The 23,083-nt window shown below is 43.9% G+C and carries 17 protein-coding genes, 2 pseudogenes and 1 riboswitch; of the genes and pseudogenes, 16 read left to right on the top strand and 3 right to left on the bottom strand.

Annotated elements, in window-relative coordinates:
- Nucleotides 1-70: 70 nt before the first annotated feature.
- Complete coding sequence (locus BO219_RS00505; protein ID WP_077427704.1) at nucleotides 71-2,014, top strand: putative bifunctional diguanylate cyclase/phosphodiesterase; 1,944 nt, start codon at nucleotides 71-73, stop codon at nucleotides 2,012-2,014.
- On the opposite strand, the gene BO219_RS00500 is transcribed toward BO219_RS00505, so the two are convergent.
- The gene (locus BO219_RS00500; protein WP_077427702.1) at nucleotides 2,008-2,529 is read right to left on the bottom strand and encodes a DUF2777 family protein; all 522 of its coding nucleotides are present in this window, start codon (nucleotides 2,527-2,529) and stop codon (nucleotides 2,008-2,010) included. The genes BO219_RS00505 and BO219_RS00500 overlap by 7 nt on opposite strands.
- A gap of 124 nt (nucleotides 2,530-2,653) precedes the next feature.
- On the opposite strand from BO219_RS00500, the gene asnB reads away from it, so the two are divergent.
- Nucleotides 2,654-4,504, top strand: a complete 1,851-nt coding sequence (gene asnB, locus BO219_RS00495) for an asparagine synthase (glutamine-hydrolyzing) (RefSeq protein WP_077427902.1) — start codon at nucleotides 2,654-2,656, stop codon at nucleotides 4,502-4,504.
- Between the two features lie 34 nt (nucleotides 4,505-4,538).
- Here asnB and BO219_RS00490 read toward each other — a convergent pair whose 3' ends face one another.
- Entirely contained in the window at nucleotides 4,539-5,891 is a 1,353-nt protein-coding gene (locus tag BO219_RS00490) for an MATE family efflux transporter (RefSeq protein WP_171699864.1), read from the bottom strand.
- Nucleotides 5,892-6,004: 113 nt separating this feature from the next.
- On the opposite strand from BO219_RS00490, the gene BO219_RS00485 reads away from it, so the two are divergent.
- The gene (locus BO219_RS00485) at nucleotides 6,005-6,853 is read left to right on the top strand and encodes a helix-turn-helix domain-containing protein (protein WP_077427698.1); all 849 of its coding nucleotides are present in this window, start codon (nucleotides 6,005-6,007) and stop codon (nucleotides 6,851-6,853) included.
- Here the strand turns inward: BO219_RS00485 and BO219_RS00480 are convergent.
- Complete coding sequence (locus BO219_RS00480; RefSeq protein WP_077427696.1) at nucleotides 6,837-8,600, bottom strand: alpha-glycosidase; 1,764 nt, start codon at nucleotides 8,598-8,600, stop codon at nucleotides 6,837-6,839. The genes BO219_RS00485 and BO219_RS00480 overlap by 17 nt on opposite strands.
- A 277-nt stretch (nucleotides 8,601-8,877) precedes the next feature.
- Here BO219_RS00480 and BO219_RS00475 point away from each other — a divergent pair, with 277 nt between their 5' ends.
- The 13 genes and pseudogenes from BO219_RS00475 (at nucleotide 8,878) to cobO (ending at nucleotide 23,079) form a co-directional block, all read left to right on the top strand.
- Nucleotides 8,878-10,170: an extracellular solute-binding protein gene (locus tag BO219_RS00475; RefSeq protein WP_077427694.1), complete on the top strand. Its 1,293-nt coding sequence runs from the start codon at nucleotides 8,878-8,880 to the stop codon at nucleotides 10,168-10,170.
- A 113-nt stretch (nucleotides 10,171-10,283) separates the two neighbouring features.
- Nucleotides 10,284-11,567 carry a carbohydrate ABC transporter permease gene (locus BO219_RS00470; protein ID WP_077427692.1) on the top strand — a complete coding sequence of 428 codons (1,284 nt, stop codon included), beginning with the start codon at nucleotides 10,284-10,286 and terminating at the stop codon, nucleotides 11,565-11,567.
- 1 nt (nucleotide 11,568) lies between these two features.
- Entirely contained in the window at nucleotides 11,569-12,411 is an 843-nt protein-coding gene (locus BO219_RS00465; protein ID WP_009361935.1) for a sugar ABC transporter permease, read from the top strand.
- A gap of 97 nt (nucleotides 12,412-12,508) precedes the next feature.
- Complete coding sequence (locus tag BO219_RS00460; RefSeq protein WP_077427690.1) at nucleotides 12,509-14,026, top strand: alpha-amylase family glycosyl hydrolase; 1,518 nt, start codon at nucleotides 12,509-12,511, stop codon at nucleotides 14,024-14,026.
- Between the two features lie 17 nt (nucleotides 14,027-14,043).
- Nucleotides 14,044-16,371 (top strand): glycoside hydrolase family 31 protein, encoded by a 2,328-nt coding sequence (locus BO219_RS00455; RefSeq protein WP_077427688.1) that lies wholly within the window; start codon nucleotides 14,044-14,046, stop codon nucleotides 16,369-16,371.
- Nucleotides 16,372-16,388: 17 nt separating this feature from the next.
- On the top strand, nucleotides 16,389-17,423 hold the full coding sequence (locus tag BO219_RS00450) for a LacI family DNA-binding transcriptional regulator (protein ID WP_006318965.1): 1,035 nt from the start codon (nucleotides 16,389-16,391) through the stop codon (nucleotides 17,421-17,423).
- Nucleotides 17,424-17,506: 83 nt separating this feature from the next.
- Nucleotides 17,507-17,688: riboswitch (cobalamin riboswitch) on the top strand.
- Nucleotides 17,689-17,832: 144 nt separating this feature from the next.
- Nucleotides 17,833-18,198, top strand: a complete 366-nt coding sequence (locus tag BO219_RS00445; protein WP_077427686.1) for a (2Fe-2S) ferredoxin domain-containing protein — start codon at nucleotides 17,833-17,835, stop codon at nucleotides 18,196-18,198.
- A pseudogene (locus tag BO219_RS15085) lies at nucleotides 18,195-18,320 on the top strand (cobalamin biosynthesis protein CbiM); the annotation flags it as partial. The gene BO219_RS00445 and the pseudogene BO219_RS15085, both read left to right, overlap by 4 nt.
- Nucleotides 18,310-18,960 (top strand): annotated as a pseudogene (locus tag BO219_RS00440) (cobalt-precorrin 5A hydrolase); the annotation flags it as partial. The pseudogenes BO219_RS15085 and BO219_RS00440, both read left to right, overlap by 11 nt.
- Nucleotides 18,957-20,315, top strand: a complete 1,359-nt coding sequence (locus BO219_RS00435; protein WP_198936604.1) for a cobyrinic acid a,c-diamide synthase CobB — start codon at nucleotides 18,957-18,959, stop codon at nucleotides 20,313-20,315. The pseudogene BO219_RS00440 and the gene BO219_RS00435, both read left to right, overlap by 4 nt.
- Nucleotides 20,308-21,822, top strand: coding sequence for a cobyric acid synthase (locus BO219_RS00430; protein ID WP_077427682.1), 1,515 nt, complete (start codon nucleotides 20,308-20,310; stop codon nucleotides 21,820-21,822). The genes BO219_RS00435 and BO219_RS00430 overlap by 8 nt, the downstream gene beginning before the upstream one ends.
- Nucleotides 21,815-22,564 (top strand): uroporphyrinogen-III C-methyltransferase, encoded by a 750-nt coding sequence (gene cobA, locus BO219_RS00425; protein WP_077427680.1) that lies wholly within the window; start codon nucleotides 21,815-21,817, stop codon nucleotides 22,562-22,564. Before BO219_RS00430 ends, cobA begins: the two co-directional genes overlap by 8 nt.
- Entirely contained in the window at nucleotides 22,558-23,079 is a 522-nt protein-coding gene (cobO, locus tag BO219_RS00420) for a cob(I)yrinic acid a,c-diamide adenosyltransferase (RefSeq protein WP_077427678.1), read from the top strand. Before cobA ends, cobO begins: the two co-directional genes overlap by 7 nt.
- Nucleotides 23,080-23,083 lie beyond the last annotated feature (4 nt).

Here is a 23,083-nt window from a genome sequence, read left to right as displayed (position 1 = left end):
ATAGAAATATGTTATAATATAAATTGATTGATAATTCTAAAAAAGAGAAAGAAAGAGTGGGAAAAAGGGGATGAAATTATTTCAAACAGTTTGCAACACGTTTGCGGATTGGGAACGGTGGGTAAGCGACTATCGTTTATATGAGTATGACCAACTAACGATTTTCATTTCTTCGCTTTCCCCTTCGTTTCGCATGCAAGTCGACCGATACGTACAACATCATTTGCCTCAAGCACAACTGCTTCCGATGGTTGGGGATGCATCGGAACAAGCAGTCATTTGTGCGCTTGTTTTTGATGAATGTCGCGCAGACTTAGACGAGATGCGTCAAAAAATGAAAATATCTGAACAATATTACCGCTCTTTATTTGAACATAATCCAGACATTGTATATTCCACCGATTTAGAAGGCAATTTTACGAGCGTCAATCCTGCATTTGAGCGAGTGTTCGGGTATAAGGCAAACGAAATTTTGCATACGAACTCGCTTGATTACATTAAAAGAGAAGATATTCCGCGTGTGCGCCGGTACTTTTATCGCGCGTTAAAAGGAAAAGTGCAACAGTACAATTTAGAAATTCCATCAAAATCAGGAGAAGTGTATTTATTCCAAATTAAAAACGTCCCGATTATCGTTGATGGAAAAAAGGTGGGGATTTATGGCATCGGACGGGACATTACGGAACAAAAGCGGGCGGAAGAACATATGAAATATATCGCCTATCACGATGTCGATACGGGGCTACCGAACCGGTTAAAATTTACGAACATCGTAAAACAAGCCATTAACGAGGCGAAAGGAACAAGGGGGACACTTGCGGTATTATTTATTGATATGGATCGGTTTAAAATCGTAAATGATACGATCGGTCATTACGGCGGGGATGACATATTAAAACAAATGGCGGAGCGAATAAAAAAAATATTGCCAGCCGGTGCGCATTTCGGTCGTTTCGGGGGGGATAAGTTTAGCTTGTTGCTGACGAAGCAAACAGATGCTCAGACAGTTATTGAGTGGACGAAAAAATTGCTTCAACATATCGCGCTTCCGATTGTATATGAAGAAAAAGAGTTTTTTTTAACGGCAAGCGTCGGTGTCAGTTTTTATCCTGCGGACGGTGTTGATGCCCAGTCGCTCTTAAAAAATGCAGATACGGCGGTGAATCGCGCGAAACAAAAAGGTGGCAACAGCGTGATGCTGTACGCAACAAAAATGAACGAACAAGTGATGTATCGCGTTGAGCTTGAACGTTATTTACGAAAAGCGCTCGAAAAAAATGAATGTTTTCTCGTTTATCAACCGTTGCTTGATTTAGTGACGGGAAAAATTGTTGGAAGTGAAGCGCTGCTGCGTTGGAAGCATCCGAAAATCGGTTTCGTTTCCCCGCTCGAATTTATTCCGCTTGCCGAAGAAATTGGTTTCATTCACGATCTCGGTCGTTGGGTATTAACAGAAGCGTGCATGCAAACGAAAAAATGGCACGATCTTGGTTTCCATTCATTAATGGTTTCGGTCAACGTCTCTGCATCGCAATTTCAACATCCGATGTTTTTTGAAGATGTGCAACGAGCGCTCAAACAGTCGCAACTACCTGCGCATTGTTTACATTTAGAATTAACGGAAAGCTCGATGTTGCGTAACATGTATTACAGCATTCAGGTGATGAAACAGCTGCAACAACTAGGTGTACACGTATCGATTGACGATTTCGGTACAGGATATTCCTCGCTCAGTTATTTAAAAGTTTTGCCAATTAACACGTTAAAAATTGACCGTTCGTTCATTTACCAACTTCATAAAGATCGTTCGGACATTGCGATCGTCAAATCGATTATTACGATGGGACATGGATTACGTTTAAAAGTTGTCGCCGAAGGGGTAGAAACGGCTGAACAAATGAAATTGTTAAAGCGATTAAAATGTCATTATGCGCAAGGGTATGCCATTTTTAAGCCGCTTTCTGCGGAACAATTTGAACAACAAGTGTTACAAGGGAACGTGGTCATTCAATAATCGAGTTGGACACCGATCACTTTTTTCCCTGTTTGTAACGTCAGTTCAAAGCGATGTTGTTTTTCGTCAAAATAATGGTGAACACTACACATGTCAACCGAGTTATCAAATATTAAAAAATTAACCCCTTTTTCAGCAAATAACATATAGTTATAACAATACAAACAGTCATATACGGAAAAATACCACTCGTTAACTAAGTGAATAAAATGAAAAAACGCGTGATCGGGTAGCTGAGAAAGCCATTGTTCGTATGCGTGCGACAACGGTTTCATGTAGCGGAGACGGTCACCGTTTTTTAATGCGTACCGTTCGGTCATATACACGTCCCCATCTTCTCCAAGCCACCCTTTTATCCATTGACCGAAACGGAAAAGCTCGACTTCCTCCGGTAAACTTGTTAGTTCATGCGCTTCATCCTCTTCGTCAAAAAACACCCATTCCCCATTTACTTGTTCAACAACGCCGTATATGTAAGCTCGTTTTTGTGCGCGCAATGATGCAAGGCGATCCATTTATTTCACTCCTTTTGTGTCAATTCCCTTCGTACGCCATTATAGACAACTCATCATTTATATAAACGATGCATAAAATAAAAGCATGCTTCATACTTGTTCACAACAGAAGGGAATGATTGACGTGTGCGGAATTACCGGATGGGTTCATTTTGAGCGTCATTTACAAAAAGAGAAAGAAACGGTGCTTAAGATGGCCAATACGCTCTCTTTTCGAGGGCCGGATGATACGAATGTGTGGCTTGATGACCATGTCGCCTTTGGCCATAAACGGCTTGTCGTCGTCGATCCAACAGGCGGTAAACAGCCGATGACGCGAATGAAAAATGGGTATCGTTATACGATTTGTTATAACGGTGAGCTATACAACACGGAAGATATTCGTAAGCAATTATTGAAAGAAGGATATACGTTTCAAGGACATTCGGATACGGAAGTATTGCTTACGGCATACATGGAATGGCGCGAGCGATGTGTCGATTATTTGAATGGCATTTTTGCGTTTGCGGTGTGGGACGGTGAACGAAAGCAGTTGTTTTTAGCACGCGATCGTTTAGGAGTCAAACCGCTTTTTTATCGCTATGAACAAGGAGAGTTTTTATTCGCTTCGGAAATTAAAGCGATTTTAGCGCATCCAAACGTTCGTGCCGAAATTGATCGCGAAAGTTTATGTGAAATTTTAGCGCTCGGTCCGTCGCGCACACCGGGGCATGGCGTATTTCGGACGATTCATGAACTGCGCCCAGCGCATGCGATGATCGTGAATAAAGAGGGGATACGGCAATGGCGATACTGGAACGTGAAAAGCTCCCCGCACGTTCATTCGTTTGACGAAACGGTCGAGCATATTCGCACGTTGCTTATTGATGCCGTTACGCGCCAACTCGTTTCAGACGTCCCTGTGTGTACGTTTTTATCGGGTGGGGTCGATTCAAGCGCCATTACGGCGATTGCGGCGCAGGCGTTTGAACGAGAAGGAAAAGGACCGCTTCATACCTATTCCATTGATTACGAAGAAAATGAACAATATTTTACTGCGAACGCCTTTCAGCCGAATAGCGATGGTCCTTGGATTAAACAAATGTCTGATGCGTTTCAAACCGTTCATCATACGTGTGTCATTTCGCAACAACAATTAGCTGATGAATTGAAAGAAGCAGTCATTGCGCGCGATTTGCCGGGCATGGCGGATATTGATTCATCGCTTCTTTGGTTTTGTCGCCAAATTAAGCAACAGTTTGTTGTGAGTCTATCTGGAGAGTGTGCCGACGAAATTTTTGGAGGCTATCCATGGTTCCATAGAAAAGAAGACTTTGAGCGAGACGGATTTCCGTGGATGCGTTCATTGCATGAACGATTCGATCTTCTCAATGAAACGTGGCGTGAAAAACTGCCGCTTCATGAGTATGCCGATATGCGTTATAAAGAAACGCTTCGTGAAGTTCCTCACGCGGACGGAGAAAGCAAGGAAGAAGCGCGCCGACGCGAATTATTTTACTTAAATATGATTTGGTTTATGACGACGCTTTTAGACCGGAAAGACCGAATGAGCATGGCGGCAAGTTTAGAAGTGCGCGTCCCGTTTGCGGACCATCGCCTTGTCGAGTACGTATGGAACATTCCGTGGGAGATGAAAATGCATAACAATCGCGAAAAGGGGATTTTGCGTAAGGCGTTAGAAGGCATGTTGCCTGATGACGTATTGTATCGGAAAAAAAGTCCGTATCCGAAAACGCATCATCCGCGCTATACAGACATCGTAGCGGAACGACTAGAGACCATTTTAGCGAATCGCTCGTCCGTTTTATATGAACTGTTTGATGCAAAGAAGTTAAAGGAATTAGTGGAGACGAAAGGACAGTCGTTTCGCATTCCATGGTTCGGGCAATTGATGTCCGGTCCGCAACTTTTGGCGTATTTTATTCAGTTTCATGAATGGTTTGAGCATTATAACATTCATTTAAAAGAAAACTGAGAAAACCCGAACAACGTCGTCGTTGTTCGGGTTTTTAAGCTGTCGCTTCCTTTTTGACGAACGATTTTGTGCGCCATACGTTTGATTTCCAACGCCAATAGACGAGTAAGCCACGTATCCATTCGTCCGCCGCAAAGGCGAGCCAGATGCCGACTAAACCAAGATCGAATGAAATGCCAAGGAGGTAGGCAAGCGGGACGCTTATTCCCCACATCGAAGCGATGCCGATATAGACAGGAAATTTCACATCGCCCGCAGCGCGCAACGAGTTAATGACTACAAGGTTAAATGAACGCCCCGGTTCAAGAAGCATCGTGAGTAAAATGAGCGTCCCGCCTGTTTCAATCATCCGATTGTTGTTTGTGAAAATGGAAAACAGTTGGTCGGAAAAGACGGAAAACAATGCTGCCATCGTAAACGAAATGATGACCGCAAGTTTTAAACTTCGTAAGCAACGAGTATATGCCTCATGAAAGCGTTCTGCCCCAACGAGATGCCCGATCATAATTTGTGTCCCTTGCCCGATGGCAACGCTAAACAAAAAAATAAACATCATGATGTTTTGTGTATATACTCTCGTCGTTAACGCCTCTGTGCCAAGCATTGTAATAAAATATGTGATGACAAGTTGTGACGTATTGTAAGCGACATGTTCGCCGGCAGATGGAATGCCAATTTTTAATAATTGTTTAACGTAAGCAAATGAAAACGCCTCTTTCGATAACAGTGGGAGAGGATGTGGGAGACGTTTCATGATAAGCAAAAATCCAATGACAAGCCCGATCATCCGGCTGATCGTTGTTGACCAAGCGACCCCTTCAACACCTAAAACCGGTAAGCCAAACGGTCCGAACAATACGAAATAGTTGCCAATGATGTTTAATATGTTGACTCCAATCGTAATATTCATCATATCGCGTGTAAACCCGTAGCTGCGCAATATCGCCCCGAGCGTCATAATGAGCGCTTGCACAAATGAAAAACCACCAACAATCCATAAATAAGCACGCGCATCAGCCATTAGCTCGTTTGGAACGTTCATTACTTGAAGGAGATGATCGCTTCCTATCCAAAGCGCAACGCTTAATACGACGCCAAATAATAAATTTGCCCAAATGGAAGTAGCTCCAATATAGGAAGCTGTTTTTTCATCGTTTGCCCCAGCATATTGTGCAATTAAAATCGATGTTCCTGTTGCGATAAAGCCAAACATGACAACGATCATAAACAATAACTGATTGGCTACCCCGACAGCCGCAACCGCTTCATCGGCATATTGACTGAGCATAAACGTATCGGCATTGCCCGTCAACATATGAAGCGTCAATTCAATAAAAATGGGCCAAGTGAGCGCAAATAAAGAAAGCTTTTTTGCCAAACAAGACAACCCCTTTACGTTTTCCGACTTGCAAACTGTTTTTATTTTAATGGATTGTTATAATGAAAAAAAGAGAAAAAGACGATAACTTTTGTACATTTCCGACTTAAAGGAGGGCGCTTATGTATATATCGTTTTCCGTTCCGCCGTTTCCCGTTTTCATTAAAGGTGGTGAGGCGGTTTTTCGAAAAGGAATGAAACATTTTCGACGCACGTTTTCGGTATTTGATTTACTGTATGTGCAAAAAGGAACGTTATATATGACGGAACACGAAGAAACGTTTACCGTTCGGGAAGGAGAATACGTCATTTTATGCCCACAGTTTGAACATTATGGGCATGAACGGTGTGGTGAAGATACATACTTTATTTGGATTCATTTTTCAGTGTCGCAATACGAGCTTGTTGAAAAACAGCCGTATGGATGGAGCGATATTATTGAACGAGAGGCAACGTATGTCGATTATGCGCAATATCGTTTATTTATTCCACAATACGGAAAGTTGAACAAAGTAGGAATGGAGACGATGTTGCAACATATCGTTCGTGAGCAACAAACACCGGATCATTCGTTGGCGCAACAGCTGTTATTTGCACAATGGATCGTTCAATTGCAAAAACAAACGCTTCATATTCCATCAGCGGCGGAGCATGTGTGTAGAGAAGCGATGGAATATATTCATCGTCATTATGATCAATCGTTTGAAATGGAGCATCTTGCTTATGCTCTCCGACTTCACCCTGACTACATTTCACGCTGTATGCAAAAAACGATCGGAATGAGTGCGCTGCAATATGTACATGATTATCGGCTGAAAGTAGCAAAGAAAAAATTAGCCGCAACCAACGAGACGGTCGCGGCGATTGCTAAACAAGTCGGATTTGAAGATGGTGCATATTTTTCGCGTGTATTTAAAAAATTAGAAGGGATGACGCCAAGCGAGTATCGCCGTTTTATACAGCGGACGTAGGCTGTACAAGTAGCATACGAAAGCTGTACGGCTCAATTGTCATCGTTTGTTCAGTCATTTGTTCGTTCGTCCAAAGGTTGATGACCGTTTTGTCTTGAAGTGAAAATGGAACGGTCCATGTAAGCGATGCGTCTGCATTGTTTAACACGCAAACGATCGTTTCATCGTCGTACGTTTTGACGTAAGCGATATGATTCGTTTCATCGTTTGCTTCTAACACATGAAATTCGCCAAAGCGCAAGGCACGATATTGTTTGCGCAACGCAATGAGCGTTTGTACGTGCGTAAATAAATCGCGGTCTTGCTTTTCTTTTTCCCATACCATACATTTGCGACAAAGCGGATCTTGCCCGCCTGTTAAGCCGATTTCATCTCCGTAATAGATGCATGGCGAGCCGCTAAACGAAAGTTGGAACGTAAACATGAGTTTTACCTTTTCTTTTCGTTCACCGCATTGCGTTAAAATGCGCGGCGTGTCGTGGCTGCCGAGCAAGTTAAACGCCACTTCGTTTACGTTTTGCGGATAGTTATGCAACACGTTTACGATCGTATGGGCAAATTCGCTTGCTTTTACGTTTTCTTTCGCAAAGTAGTTGAGTGCGCCGTTTGTAAACGGATAGTTCATGACCGCATCAAATTGATCTCCTCTTAGCCATGGCATCGCATCGTGCCAAATTTCACCGAGGATGTACACGTCCGGTTTGATCGCTTTCACCGCTTGGCGAAACTCGCGCCAAAATTGATGATCGACTTCGTTCGCGACGTCTAATCGCCAGCCGTCGATGTCAAATTCGCGAATCCAATATGTTGCGACGTCTAGTAAATATTGCTTCACTTCTGGGTTTTCGGTATTTAGTTTCGGCATCTCTGGTACAAAAGCAAACGTATCGTAATTTGGAATCGGTTCCGTTTGAAGTGGAAATTCACGAATATGGAACCAATCTTTATACCGTGATTTCTCGCCGTTTTTTAGCACGTCTTGAAACGGGGCGAAATAATAGCCGCTATGGTTAAACACCGCATCAAGCATGACGCGAATACCTTTTTCATGGCATGCTTCAACGAGCCGTTTAAATGTTTGTTTGTCGCCAAATTGTGGATCGATTTCAAAATAGTCGATCGTGTCGTATTTATGGTTCGATGGCGCTTTGAAAATCGGTGTAAAATAAATGCCGGTAATGCCGAGTTCGACAAGATAGTCTAATCGTTCAATAATGCCTTCAAAATCGCCGCCAAAAAAGCTCGTCGTTGTCGGATCGATACTTCCCCATGGGAGCGTATTTGGCGGATTTAAACGTGGATTGCCGTTGGCGAAGCGCTCAGGGAAAATTTGATACCATACCGTATCTTTCACCCAAGCGGGCGCGCAAAAGACGTCCGCATGATTTAAAAACGGAAAACAAAAGTAATAGGCAGTATCGTCTGTTGGTGCTTCTTGATAAAATCCTTTTTCTGTATAAATGAGTACTTCGTTTTCCGCATGCAATTCAAAGCCGTACCGCAAGCGACGATAAGGTGGAGCAACGGCGATGAACCAATAATCAAATAAGGCATCTGTTCCGCTTTTTTGCATCGGTTGCTTGTCAAATTGCCATGCGCCATCTTCCCATACGTACGGGTCGCCAAATAACAAATAAACGGCATCGACGTCATCTTTTTTTGTCCGCAAACGAATATGTAGCGTTCGTTCGTCGTATGCATAAGCAAACGCATCTTTTGGACGGTGATAAATCGCTTCTTTTAACATGTTTCAATCTCTCCTCTCTATTTATCGCGCAATCGATTGCGCTTCTTACCACATATTTGTACGCTCTCTCTTCTTTGAACTAAGGAAGCGGATACAATGCTTATGTCAAGCGTAAAATGAAACGAATAAAAAAGTCAACATTCATTCAAAAAAAAGATGAAAAAATAGTTGTCAAAACGGAAAATGATTGTATAATAAAGATAAAGATTGTGCAATCGTTTTCACAAAACGACATAGTGAAAGCGTTTGTATATGTTTGAAAACAGGAGGGGTCGAAATGAAAAAAACGGTATCTATTTTTTCATCGCTTGCATTGCTTGCAGGTGTCATGGCAGGTTGTGGTCCACAAGATGAGGCAAAACCAGCGGAAAACGAAAATGAAGGTAAAACAGAAGTAACGGAAGAAGGCATGCCGCCGAAACCGGAAAAGCTTGTCGTTTGGGAAGACGTGGATCGCGGTGTAGCGTTAGAGCCAGCAATTAAAGCATTCGAAGAAAAGTATGGCATTAAAGTAGAGTACAAAGAAGTTGAAATGGCGACAAAACAGCGCGATCAACTTCGTTTGGATGGCCCAGCAGGAACAGGTCCTGACGTTATTACTGTTCCACACGACCAAATCGGTCAGCTCGTGACGGAAGGATTAATTCGCGAAATTAACGTTGATCAAGCGGTATTAGACACGTTTACAGAATCTTCAATTACGGCGCAAATGTATGATGGAAAGTTATACGGACTTCCAAAAGCAGTAGAAACACCTGTATTTATTTATAACAAAAAATTAATGGACAAAGCGCCAGAAACGATGGACGAACTGTATCAGTTCTCAAAAGAGTTTACAAAAGGCGACCAATACGGTTTCTTAGCGCTTTGGGATAACTTCTACTTCGCGCACGGTGTGATCGCTGGTATGGGCGGTTACGTATTTAAAAACAATAACGGTGCGTTAGATCGTAACGACATCGGTTTAAATAACGAAGGTGCAGTAAAAGGGACAGAATACATTCAACAATGGTATAAAGAATTGTTCCCGAAAGGTATTATCGGTGAAAACGGCGGTTCAGCGATGGACGGTTTATTCAACGAAGGAAAAGCGGCATCTGTCATGAACGGTCCGTGGGCGTTCCAAGGTATGCGTGATGCAGGTATCGATATCGGAGTGGCGCCAATGCCAAAATTGCCAAACGGTGAGCCTGTGAAAACGTTTATGGGTGTAAAAGGATGGCACGTATCTGCCTTCTCGAAACATCCGGAATGGGCAACAAAACTCATCGAGTTTATTACAAACGAAGAAAATGCGAAAAAACGCTTTGAGTTAACGCGTGAAATTCCGCCAGTAAAATCGCTCATTAACGATCCGTTAATCGCGGAAGACGAAGGAGCGAAAGCAGTCGCAATTCAATCTCAATACGCGATTCCAATGCCAAACATTCCAGAAATGGCAGAAGTATGGGGTCCAATGGCGACAGCGCTTCAGCTTGTAGCGACCCAAAAAGCAGAGCCGAAACAAGCGCTTGATGAAGCTGTAAAAACAATTAAGACGAACATTGAAACAAACCATCCAAGCAACTAAGAAAACGAGCGGTACCTCTCTTGTAGAGGTACTGCTTCAACTTTCTTTTCTTTGTTTATTCATTCACATTTAAGTGCGCTCCTCGCCATTGTTTAGAAAGGAGACAAAAATCAATGGAAACACCAATGTATCAATCGAACCATCGGAAAGTGGCTCTCGGCTTATCGCTTATTCCGGGATTTGGTCAATTGTATAATCGTCAATATGTGAAAGGCATTTCGTTTTTTATTTTAGCTGCGTCTTTTCTTATCGTGTTTAAAGATTTGTTAAATATGGGATGGTGGGGGTTATTTACGCTCGGTGAAGTTGTTGGACGAGACCATTCCATTTTCTTGCTCGTTGAGGGCATTTTAGCGGTCATTATTTCGGTGTTTGGACTTGGGTTTTATGCATTTAATTTGCGCGATGCCTATAAAAACGGGCAAAAGCGTGATTTAGGGTTGAAAATTAGCTCGTTGCGCGAGCAATATCGTGCGCTCGTTGACAACGGCTTTCCATATTTAATGATTTCACCAGGATTTATTTTACTTGTGTTTGTCGTTATTTTCCCGATTATTTTCGTCGTCTTATTGGCGTTTACAAACTATGACTTATATCATTCACCGCCAGCGAAACTTGTTGACTGGGTTGGGTTTCAAAACTTCATTGACCTAGTGAAGCTCGATCTTTGGCGGAAAACGTTTATTAGCGTACTTGCTTGGACGATCGTTTGGACGTTTGGGGCAACAACGTTACAAATTGCGCTCGGTATTTTCTTGGCGATTATCGTGAACCAAAAAGATTTAAAAGGAAAAGCGATCATTCGGACGATTTTCATTTTACCTTGGGCAGTTCCAGCGTTTGTAACGATTCTCGTTTTCTCAGGTATGTTTAACGAATCGTTCGGAGTGATTAATAAAACGATTTTGGCGTCGTTAGGCATCGGACCGATTGAATGGATGACCGATCCGTTTTGGACGAAAGTGGCGTTAATTCTCATTCAAACGTGGCTCGGCTTCCCGTTCGTCTTTGCGATGACAACGGGGGTATTGCAAGCTATTCCGAATGAATTGTATGAAGCGGCGACAGTTGATGGCGCATCAAGTTGGCAAAAGTTTACGAAAATTACCCTTCCGCTCGTGTTGTATGCGACAGCGCCAATTTTAATTACGCAATATACGTTTAACTTCAACAACTTTAACATCATTTACTTATTTAATGGTGGTGGCCCTGCGGTATCTGGGCAAAATGCTGGTGCGACAGACATTTTAATTTCGTGGATTTATCGTTTAACGATGACGTCTGCGCAATATTCGAAAGCGGCGGCAATTACGTTATTGCTTTCGCTCGTTGTCGTATCTGTCGCATTATGGCAGTTTAGAAGAACAAAATCATTTAAAGAAGAGGATATGATGTAATATGGATATGAAAAGACAAAAACTCATTCGGTTGACGTTGTCGTATGCCGTCATTTTGGTGATGACGATCATTATCGTCTATCCGCTTCTTTGGGTCGTTGGCTCGTCATTTAATCCGGGACAAAGCTTATCTGGGTCAAAAATGATTCCAGACAACGCCACGCTAGCGCACTATAAAAAATTGTTCGATACATCGCAAAGCGATTATTTGACTTGGTATTGGAACTCGTTAAAAATTTCGACGTTGACGATGATTTTTTCCGTTATTTTAGTAAGTTTAACAGCGTATTCGTTTTCGCGTTATCGCTTTATCGGACGCCAAAACGGATTGATGACGTTTTTAATTTTGCAGATGATCCCAAACTTTGCGGCGCTTATTGCGATTTTCATTTTAGCGCTTTTAACGGGATTAGTTGATACGCATTTAGGGTTAATTCTCGTATACGTCGGCGGTGCCATTCCGATGAATACGTGGCTAATGAAAGGATATTTAGATACGATTCCGAAAGAGCTTGATGAATCGGCGAAAATTGACGGAGCAGGGCATTTGCGCATTTTCTTCCAAATCGTTTTGCCGCTTGCGAAGCCAATTATTGCGGTTGTGGCGCTCTTTACGTTTATCGCGCCGTTTGGCGATTTTATTTTAGCGAGCGTATTGCTTCGCAGCAAAGAAAAATATACGCTTGCGGTTGGATTATACGATTTAGTGGCAAAACAGTTCGGCAGCGAATTTACAACGTTTGCGGCAGGTTCCGTTTTAATTGCGGTGCCGATCGCTATTCTCTTCCTTTCATTCCAAAAGTATTTCGTCTCTGGCTTAACGGCGGGTGGAACAAAAGGGTGAGAAACGAAAGGAAAGAATCGTTTTGGTTCTTTCCTTCCTTACTATTTAGAGATATATTAACAGAAGAAGCTTTGGAATGAATGGAGAGTGAAATGAAATGAAACGTGTATTTCGCGCGCTACTTATTTTTGTTTTGTTGCTGTCCGTGACGGCGCCAGTAAGTGCGAAAACGGAGCGAACGTGGCAAGATGAACGCATTTATTTTATTATGGTCGACCGTTTCAATAACGGGAATCCGAAAAATGATTATGAAGTGAACGTGCATGATCCGAAAGCATATCATGGCGGTGATTTGCAAGGAATTATTGACAAGCTTGACTACATAAAAGGAATGGGCTTTACAGCCATTTGGCTCACGCCGATTTTTGCGAACGAAAAAGGCGGATATCACGGCTATTGGATTGAAGATTTTTATAAAGTGGAAGAACATTTTGGTACGCTCGATGATTTCAAACGGCTTGTGAAAGAAGCGCATAAGCGCGATATGAAAGTCATTTTAGATTTCGTTGTCAATCATACAGGCTACAACCACCCGTGGCTGAATGATCCTTCAAAAAAAGATTGGTTTCATGAGAAAAAAGACATTTTCAATTGGACCGATCAACAGGAAGTTGAAAACGGCTGGCTGTTTGGCCTTCCTGATTTAGCGCAAGAAAATCCGGAAGTGAAAGCGTATTTATTTGACGTGGCGAAATGGTGGATTCAAGAAACGGATATTGACGGATATCGCTTAGATACGGTTAAACATGTACCGAAATGGTTTTGGGAAGAGTTCGCAAAAGAAGTGAAGTCAGTGAAGGAAGACTTTTTTTTGCTTGGTGAAGTATGGCACGATGATCCGCGTTACGTAGCGGAATATGGGAAGCACGGAATTGATGCGCTCATTGATTTTCCGTTTTATAGAGAAGCGTCAACGATTTTTTCAAACGTCGATCAATCGCTTGAACCACTTTACAACGTATGGAAGCGAAACGAGGCTTTTTATGACCGTCCGTATTTGCTTGGGACGTTTTTAGATAATCATGATACGGTTCGGTTTACACGTTTAGCCTTGCAAAATCGCATCAATCCGGTGACGCGTTTAAAACTTGGACTGACGTATTTGTTTGCAGCGCCGGGTATTCCGATTATGTACTATGGAACGGAAATTGCGCTTGATGGCGGAGAAGACCCAGACAACCGTCGTTTAATGAATTTCCGTACCGATAAAGAGCTCATTGATTATGTGACAAAGCTTGGTGAATTGCGCGAGAAGCTTCCATCGCTTCGTCGCGGCGACTTTGAATTGCTTTATGAAAAAGACGGCATGGCACTTTTTAAACGAACGTACGAAAACGAAACAACAGTGATCGCGATTAACAATACGTCAAAAACGCAAAAAGTGACGCTCGATGACGAATTAGAACAAGGAAAAGAATTGCGTGGGTTGCTTGCGGGAGATTTAGTGCGCAGCAAAGACGGCAAGTACGACATCATTTTAGATCGTGAAACGGCGGAAATTTACGTGCTTGCGCCAAAAACAGGATTAAACATTCCGTTTATCGCGGCACTTGTTGCGGTGTATGCTTCGTTTGGACTGTTTTTATATTTAGCGCGAAAACGGAAGCGATCATAACGATAGGAGGCGCATGTATGCTAGAGGAGACGAGCTTTGCGATTCGGCCGACAAATGGGACGAATGAAATAGATGTGTGGCAATCGGTTGGCGATGTGCAAAAAATTGAAGAAAAAAAGCAAATATTTGCATTCACATGCGAGAACGCGTCGGGTAAAATACATTTTTATCGTGACGATATCGTTCGAGTGACGCTCGATCCATTCGACGGAAAGTATGTTTCTGTGAGTCCAGCAGTGGTCGCAACGCCGAAAAAAGTGGATGTGCACGTTCAAGAAAAAGAAGACGGCTGGGAGTTGCGGACGAAACAGTTGACAGTCGTCATCGAACGACGTCCGTTTCGTCTGGCGATATACGACAATGAAGGAATATTGCTCGTGCGTGATGAACAACCTGTATGTTTTGAAGCAAAAGGGCGTATGCGTTGCGTTCATGCGCTTGCTCCGACAGATGTCGTATATGGATTAGGAGAAAAAACAGGGGTGTTGAATAAACGTGGTTCTGTATGGACGATGTGGAATACGGACGTGTATGCGCCGCACAATTTAGAAACAGATCCTCTATATGAGTCGCATCCATATATGATGGTGTTAAAAAATGGACATACGCACGGCATCTTTTTCGATCATACGTATAAAACGACGTTTGACTTACGCCACGAATCGTTTTATACGTTTACATCAGATGGCGGGTCCCTTGACTATTATGTGTTTGCTGGTCCGCACCCGAAAGATGTGTTAGGGCAATATACGCATCTTGTTGGACGAATGCCTTTGCCACCAAAATGGGCGCTTGGGTATCATCAGTCACGGTATAGTTATGAAACCGAACAGGAAGTGCGTGAACTGATTGATACGTTTCGCGCCAAACGTATTCCGCTTGATGCGGTATATTTAGATATTCATTACATGGACGAATATCGCGTATTTACATTTGACAAAAAACGATTTCCACGTCCGGAATCGCTCGTTCAATATGCGAAGGAACAAGGAGTTCATATCGTTCCGATTGTAGATCCAGGCGTGAAAGTTGATGCGGAGTATGAGACGTACCGCGATGGGGTGCAAAAGGATTATTTTTGTAAATATGCTGACGGAACGTTATACAAAGGAGACGTCTGGCCAGGAACGAGCGTATTTCCAGACTTTTTGAAGAAAAAAGTGCGCAAATGGTGGGGCGAACAACATACGTTTTATACGGACATCGGCATCGAAGGCATTTGGAACGATATGAATGAGCCATCGGTATTTAACGAGACAAAAACGATCGATGAACAAGTCGTTCATGACGGATGGAAAACGCATCGCCAAGTGCATAACATATACGGAATGATGATGACCGAGGCGACATATTCTGCGTTGAAAAAACAGCTGAAGGGAAAACGTCCGTTTGTATTGACACGCGCAGGCTTTTCCGGCATTCATCGCTACGCAGCGGTATGGACGGGAGATAATCGAAGCTTTTGGGAGCACCTTGAACTGTCGATACCGATGTGTTTGAATTTAGGATTATCGGCTGTTGCGTTTTGCGGGGCAGATGTTGGTGGCTTTGCGCATCATGCGAACGGGGAGTTGCTTGCGCGATGGACGCAAGTCGGTGCGTTTTTCCCATATTTCCGCAATCATTGTGCGATCGGTTTTGCGCGGCAAGAACCGTGGGCGTTCGGGGAAGGATATGAACAAATCATAAAACGATATATTGACTTGCGGTACGAATGGTTGCCGCACTTCTACTCGTTATATGTGGAAGCGCATCAAACAGGTGTGCCGATGATGCGCCCGCTTATGATGGAATATCCGAACGATCGCGAAACGTGGAATATTTCGGATCAGTTTATGGTTGGCGAGCAAGTGATGATTGCACCGATCATCCGTCCGTATACAACGCATCGCATCGTTTATTTTCCAGAAGGACGCTGGGTTGATTATTGGACGAAAGAAGTGTTTGAAGGCGGTCAGCGATATATTGTCGAAGCACCGCTTGATCGTTTGCCAATATACGTAAAAGAAGGGGCGATGATTGCCCACGCCGAAGCGAAGCCATCTACGATGATTGTAGATGAACAGTTGACGTTATATGTGTATACAATGAAAAAAGGAACATCGACATATACGATTTATGATGATGATGGTGAGACGTTTGCGTACGAAAAAGGAGAATATGTCCGCATGCATATTCGCGCGACGTTTTCGGACGATGCGGTTCATTTTGAGATAGAACGAGAAGGTGCGTACAAACCACCTTGGCAATTGCGTGTCGCATTTGTTGGCGATGTACCGTCTACAATTGTTGTTAATGGAGAACGATGTATCATCGATGAGGCGACAAACACGTTTGTTTTGTAAGAGATGGGGGATTTTTTATGACAGTAACGATTAAAGATGTAGCGAAGCGCGCGAATGTGGCGCCATCGACCGTTTCACGCGTCATCGCCGATAGCCCGCGCATTAGTGAAAAAACGAAGAAAAAAGTGCGCGAGGCGATGAAAGAGCTTGGCTATCATCCGAATTTTATCGCGCGCAGTTTAGCAAATAAATCGACGCAAGTAATCGGGCTCGTCATGCCAAGTTCGGCCGATAAAGCGTTTCAAAATCCGTTTTTCCCGGAAGTCATTCGCGGCATTAGTAAAGCGGTGCATGATCGGCAATATGCGTTACAGTTATCGACAGGGGAAACGGAAGCGGAAATTTATGATGGCGTCGTGCATATGGTGCAAGGAAAGCGCGTTGATGGTGTCATTTTGCTTTATTCGCGTGCGAACGATAAAATTATGGCGTATTTACAAAAAGAAGATGTGCCGTTCGTTGTCATTGGGAAACCGCATAAAAAAGCGGAAGAAATTACCCACGTTGATAACGATAACGTACGGGCGGCACGTGAGGCAACGGAATATTTAATTGAACTCGGTCATGAGCGCATCGCATTTGTCGGTGGAAACGTCAATCTCATCGTGACGATGGATCGTCTGCGCGGTTATGAAAAAGCGCTCAAATCGGCAGGGCTTGCATATCGAAAAGACTACATTGTACACGAGGAATTTTTAAAAGAAGGCGGACAAGAAGCGATGAAAGAGTTGCTTTCACTTGCTGAACCGCCAACCGCGCTCGTTGTCGCCGACGATTTAATGGCGCTTGGAGTATTAAATACGCTTGCGGAAATGGGCTTAAGCGTGCCGGGAGATGTATCGATCGTCAGCTTTAACAACGTACTTTTATCGGAAATTTCTCGTCCGCCGCTCACGTCGGTAGACATTAACATTTTTCAACTCGGCTTTGAAGCGGCAAGAAATTTAATACAACAAATTGAAAATCCGAACGAGCCAATTAAACGAATTATTATCCCACATACGCTCGTGAAACGATTTTCATGCGACTACTACAAAGCGCCTTCTCAATAGAGGGCGCTTTTTTTGTAAATGGACTAGGCGAGAAGAAAAAAATGGTGTATTATATTCTTAACATTCATGCTCTTTGAAAAACAATATACGATAAGCAAGTACGGTGCATACGTCTGTATGCTTAAAAGGGAAGAACGGTGCAAAGCCGTCGCGGTACCCGCCACTGTGATGGGGAGTTTTGTTGCAGGATGCCACTGATTTTTAGGGAAGGCGCAACGAAATGATGAACCTCAGCCAGGAGACCTGCCTGCTTGCGATACGTCGGCTGCCTACGGGAATATAGGTAGACGTGCGGGAACGATGGACGTTATATATGCTTAGTGACGTATGCTCTATTTTTTGAATCTTTCGTTTTTTCTGCACCTCTGCCTAGGGGTGCTTTTTTATTTTGAAAAAAGGGGCGACATATATGGCAACATGGAATTTACAAGGAACGACACATCACATGCTTATTTGCAACGGAGGAAGCTGCATGAGAAAAGGAGGGGAAGAGGTGACGCAAGCGATTCGCGATGAAATTGATCGGTTGCAGTTACATGGGCGCGTTCATACGACGCGTACACGATGCAACGGTCGCTGCGAAGATGCATGTGTTGTCATCGTTTATCCAGAAGGTGTTTGGTATCGTACGATTGATGAACAAATAGGGAGGGACATTGTACGCAATCATGTACGTGACGGGAACATATTGCGCGATTACGTCACGTATACGTATGAACATACAGGATTTGTTATGCCCGAACATAGCGTTGCGACAAGGGGGAAAGAAAAATGAAGCGAAACGCATGGTGGATCGTTTGTACATGCTTGACTGTCTACGTTTTATTTGCGCTTTCACCTTCAGTATATGCGATGCACGTTATGGAAGGATTTTTACCTTGGCATTGGCCGCTCGTTCGGATGGGTGTGGGAGAACGAAGAAAACTTAACACCTGTGAGCGCTGCCGTTGTGAACGAGCAACACGTCGCGATTGTACAAGAATCAGGGGAGCGGCATTGGTGGACGTATGATGCACCGCTTCCAGCGAACATTCGTACATATGGGTCGATTGCGGAAGCGCTGAAAGCAAGGCCTGATGCAGCATTAGTTGTGACGCATCGGCTGCTCGAGAAAGAGGAACAAGCCATTTTACAACATGGAGTGTTGTATCGTCCGAAAGTGATTGTTATTGGCATCGGGTGCAATCGTGGGACAAGCGCACAAGAAATTGAACAAGTCATTTGCGATACGTTACAACAGCTTCGTTTTTCGCTAAAAAGCGTGAAAGCGTTATGTACAATTGATTTGAAAAAAGATGAAGAAGGTTTATTAGCCGTCGCAAACAAATATGGGTGGCCGCTTATTTTTTATACGCCCGAACAATTAAACGACGTTCCGATTGATGAACCGTCTGAAACAGTATTTCGCTATACTGGGGCATATGGTGTAAGCGAACCTGCAGCAAAGCGATATAGCGGACAACAAAAGCTTATTTTAACGAAAAAAAAGAGTGGGAATGTGACGATTTCCGTTGCGCTATGGGAGGGAGAGCGGTGAAAAGAATTGTCGTGGCTGGGACTGGGAGCGGTGTTGGAAAAACGACGATAACGCTCGGCTTAATGAGTGCGTTTAAACAAAAAGGCTATGTTGTTCAAGGGTTTAAATGTGGACCTGATTACATTGATCCGACATATCATACGGCGGTGACAGGGAGGCGTTCGCGCAATTTAGATAGTTGGATGGGAAATGAAGACATTGTGCGCTACGTATGCAAGAAAGGAAGCGAAGGAGCGCATCTTTCCATTATTGAAGGGGTCATGGGGCTATTTGATGGGAAACGAGCGACGACAGATGAAGGTTCCACTGCAGAAATTAGCATCATCACGGAAAGCCCGGTGTTGTTAGTCGTTGATTGTTCAGGAATGGCGCGAAGTGCGGCGGCTGTCGTGCGCGGGTTTCAATCGTTTCATGAGCGCGTTCGCATCGTTGGGGTGATCGCGAATCGTGTCGGAAGTGAAGGGCATTTTCGGCTCGTTAAAGAAGCGATTGAACAACAATGCCGTATTCCTGTCGTCGGTTATTTACAAAAAGAGGTTGACTTGACGATTCCAGAGCGTCATTTAGGGCTCGTTCCTTCTGTCGAGCGGGGAGAACTTCAGCCGTTTTTTAATGAGCTTGGCAAGCGAATAGAGAAAACGGTTGATTTGGATGCGATATGGGACTTAGCCGAGGCGAATGAGCTGACGAGCGCTCCATTTTTTCAGCCGAAGCAAACGTACGATGTGCGCATTGCTGTGGCGAAGGACGCTGCATTTCATTTTTATTACGAAGAAAATTTAGAGATGCTTCAGGCTTGCGGGGCGACGCTCGTTTATTTCTCGCCACTTGCAGGTGAACGTGTTCCACATGACGTTCACGGTTTGTATATTGGCGGAGGATTCCCAGAAGAATTTGCAGCGGAGTTGGCGCGTGATGAAGAAGTAAAACGCTCGGTCGCCGCAGCGATTCAGCGCGGCTTGCCGACGCTTGCAGAATGCGGGGGATTTATGTATTTAACGGAAGGAATTGTGACTACAGATGGGCAATATTACGAGATGGTCGGCGTCATCCCAGGATACGTACGTATGCAGCAAAAGCTCGCTGCTCTCGGATATCGCGAAGTGACGGGACGAAAGGGGAACTTTTTGCTTGAATATGACAAAGCAAAAGGGCATGAATTTCATTACTCGACGTTTGTCCCACGCAAAGAAGAAAAGTTTGCATATGAAGTGAAAGGGTTGCGAGGATGTAAATTAGATGGCTATATGGATAAACGTCTTATTGCCGGCTACGTTCATTTTTATTTTCCATCAAATCCTTTGCTTGTTGAGCGATGGTTGAACGCATGTAGCGAGGTGAAGGGAGATGCGTAAGGCGCTTCCGATTATGTTTCAAGGAACACATTCAGATGCAGGAAAAAGTGTGATCGCAACGGCTTTTTGCCGCATCTTTGCGCGCAACGGTTGGAAGACGGCACCGTTTAAATCGCAAAATATGTCGCTTAATTCGTACGTGACGATTGACGGAAAAGAAATTGGACGTGCACAAGGAGTTCAGGCGGAAGCGGCAGGCGTGTTGGCGACGACGCATATGAACCCGATTTTAATTAAACCGAGCCGCGATCAAGAAGCGCAAATTGTTGTACATGGGAAACCGTATGAAAATATGAAAGCCACTACTTATCGCAACGAGTTTTTTCATCTCGGATTGGAGCTGATTCAACAATCGCTTCATGTGTTAATGAACGAGTACGATCGTCTTGTCATTGAAGGAGCGGGAAGCCCTGCAGAAGTAAATTTAAATGATCGCGAGCTTGTGAATATGCGCATCGCCCGCATGGCAAACGCCCCTGTCGTGCTAATTGGTGATATTGAGCGCGGAGGGGTGTTTGCGAGTTTAGTTGGTACGTTGCAACTATTGGAGGAAGAAGACCGGAAACGCGTCATCGGGGTGATCATTAATAAATTTCGCGGCGATCTTTCGCTTCTTCAGCCCGGTTTGCATTGGTTTGAGCAATATACAGGTGTGCCGGTGATCGGTGTCGTGCCGTACATGCATACGCGCATCGATGCTGAAGATTCGGTCGTCCTTTCCCGTTATGCGACGAAAAAAGATGAGACGAAAGCAATTGACATCGCAGTTATTCAATATCCACGCCTGTCGAACTTTACAGATATCGATCCATTTTTTGCTGAAGCAGATTGTTCGGTGCGCTTCGTGACCGATCATGCTATGTTAGGTGAGCCTGATATACTCATTTTGCCTGGAAGTAAAAATACGATCGAAGACGTTTGTTTTTTAAAAGAAACGGGCTTATTTTCTGCTATCCGACGCTTATATGAACGAACGGATGTGACGATCGTCGGCATTTGTGGCGGCTATCAAATGCTTGGCGAGCGCATTCAAGACCCTTTTCATGTCGAAACACCGCTTGATGAGATCGACGGATTAAGTTTATTGCCGATGGAGACGACGCTCGCTCGCGAAAAAACGACGGTGTTATGCGAAGGAATATTGACGTTCAAAGGCGAAACGTTCCACGTAGAAGGCTATGAAATTCATATGGGACGTTCAAGCGTAAAACGAGGCGAACCGCTCATTTTTATGGAAGGGAAAACAGATGGATGCAAAACGAAAGATGAACGTGTCATCGGAACGTATATGCACGATTTATTTCATAACGATGCGTTTCGTCATTATTTGTTAAATGATGTACGGCGAAAAAAGCACGTTTTATTCCCTATAGAGCGACCGTTTTATCGGCGATTGCGCAACGAAGCGTTTGACGAGCTAGCAGATTGCGTCGAAAAACATGTCGATGTGAGAACGATTGAACGAAAAATGATTGAATTTCAAAAGGGGAGATATGGTGATGCATAAAGGAAAAGTGTACATTGTCGGGGCAGGCCCAGGGAATCCGAAGCTCATTACTGTTTATGGACGAGAATGTATTGAAAAGGCGGACGTTATTATTTACGATCGCCTCATTAGTCGCGAACTGTTGGCTTACGCGAAAGAAGGGACAGAATTTGTATATTGTGGAAAAGAACCGAAAAAGCATGGAAATATTCAACAACAAATTCACGAATGGCTTGTACAATATGCGTTGCAAGGAAAAACAGTCGTACGATTAAAAGGCGGCGATCCGTTTATGTTCGGTCGCGGTGGAGAGGAGGCAGAACATTTGCGGGCACACGGCATTCCGTATGAAATTGTCCCCGGGGTGACAGCTGGTGTGGCTGCGCCAGCGTACGCTGGCATTCCTGTGACGCATCGCAACTATGCGGGCGGGGTGACGTTCATCGCTGGACATCAAAGCGGAGAGAGCGATCACATTCGTTGGGATGCATTAAGTCAAGCGACAGATACGATCGTATTTTATATGGGGATGGCAAATATCGCTTACATTTGTGAACAACTACAACGTCATGGGAAAGATGGGCATACGCCAGTGGCCGTCATTGAATGGGCAACGACAAATAAGCAACGAACAGTTATCGGTACGTTACAAACGATCGTTGACATCGTCAATGAAAAACAACTTTCTTCCCCCGCGATTATTGTTGTCGGAGACGTTGTACGTTTACACGATCAATTAAAGTGGGTGGAAGAAACATGGTGATTGTTTATACAGGGGACGGAAAAGGAAAAACGACTGCAGCGGTCGGTCTTGCTGTTCGGGCCGCGGGGCATGGGAAAAAAGTGATTGTCATTCAATTTATTAAATCGCCGCATCGTCCATATGGTGAGGCGAAAATATTCCAACAACTTGGCATCGCCGTACACCAAACAGGTGTTGGTTTCACATGGACGAAAACACCGGCTGAGCATCGCGAAGCATTGCAAAAAGGGTGGGCGCTAGCGAAAGAGTGCGTGCAATCAGGTATGTATGATGTCGTTATTTTAGACGAATTAAATGTTGCGTTAGCGATTACATCTTTTCCGATTGATGATGTTTTGCCGCTTCAAGATGTTGTGTACACATTGGCGAATAAGCCAGCACACACACATGTCGTTGTGACAGGAAGAGGGGCAAAAGAGGAAATGATCGAACTTGCCGATTTAGTGACGGAAATGAAAGAAGTGAAACATTATTACCGTGAAGGCGTTCATGCGATAAAAGGGATTGATTTGTAAAGAA

Source organism: Anoxybacillus kestanbolensis, assembly GCF_001996285.1.
Taxonomy (GTDB): Bacteria; Bacillota; Bacilli; order Bacillales; family Anoxybacillaceae; genus Anoxybacillus; species Anoxybacillus kestanbolensis_A.
This window is presented reverse-complemented; position numbering and strand designations above follow the sequence as displayed.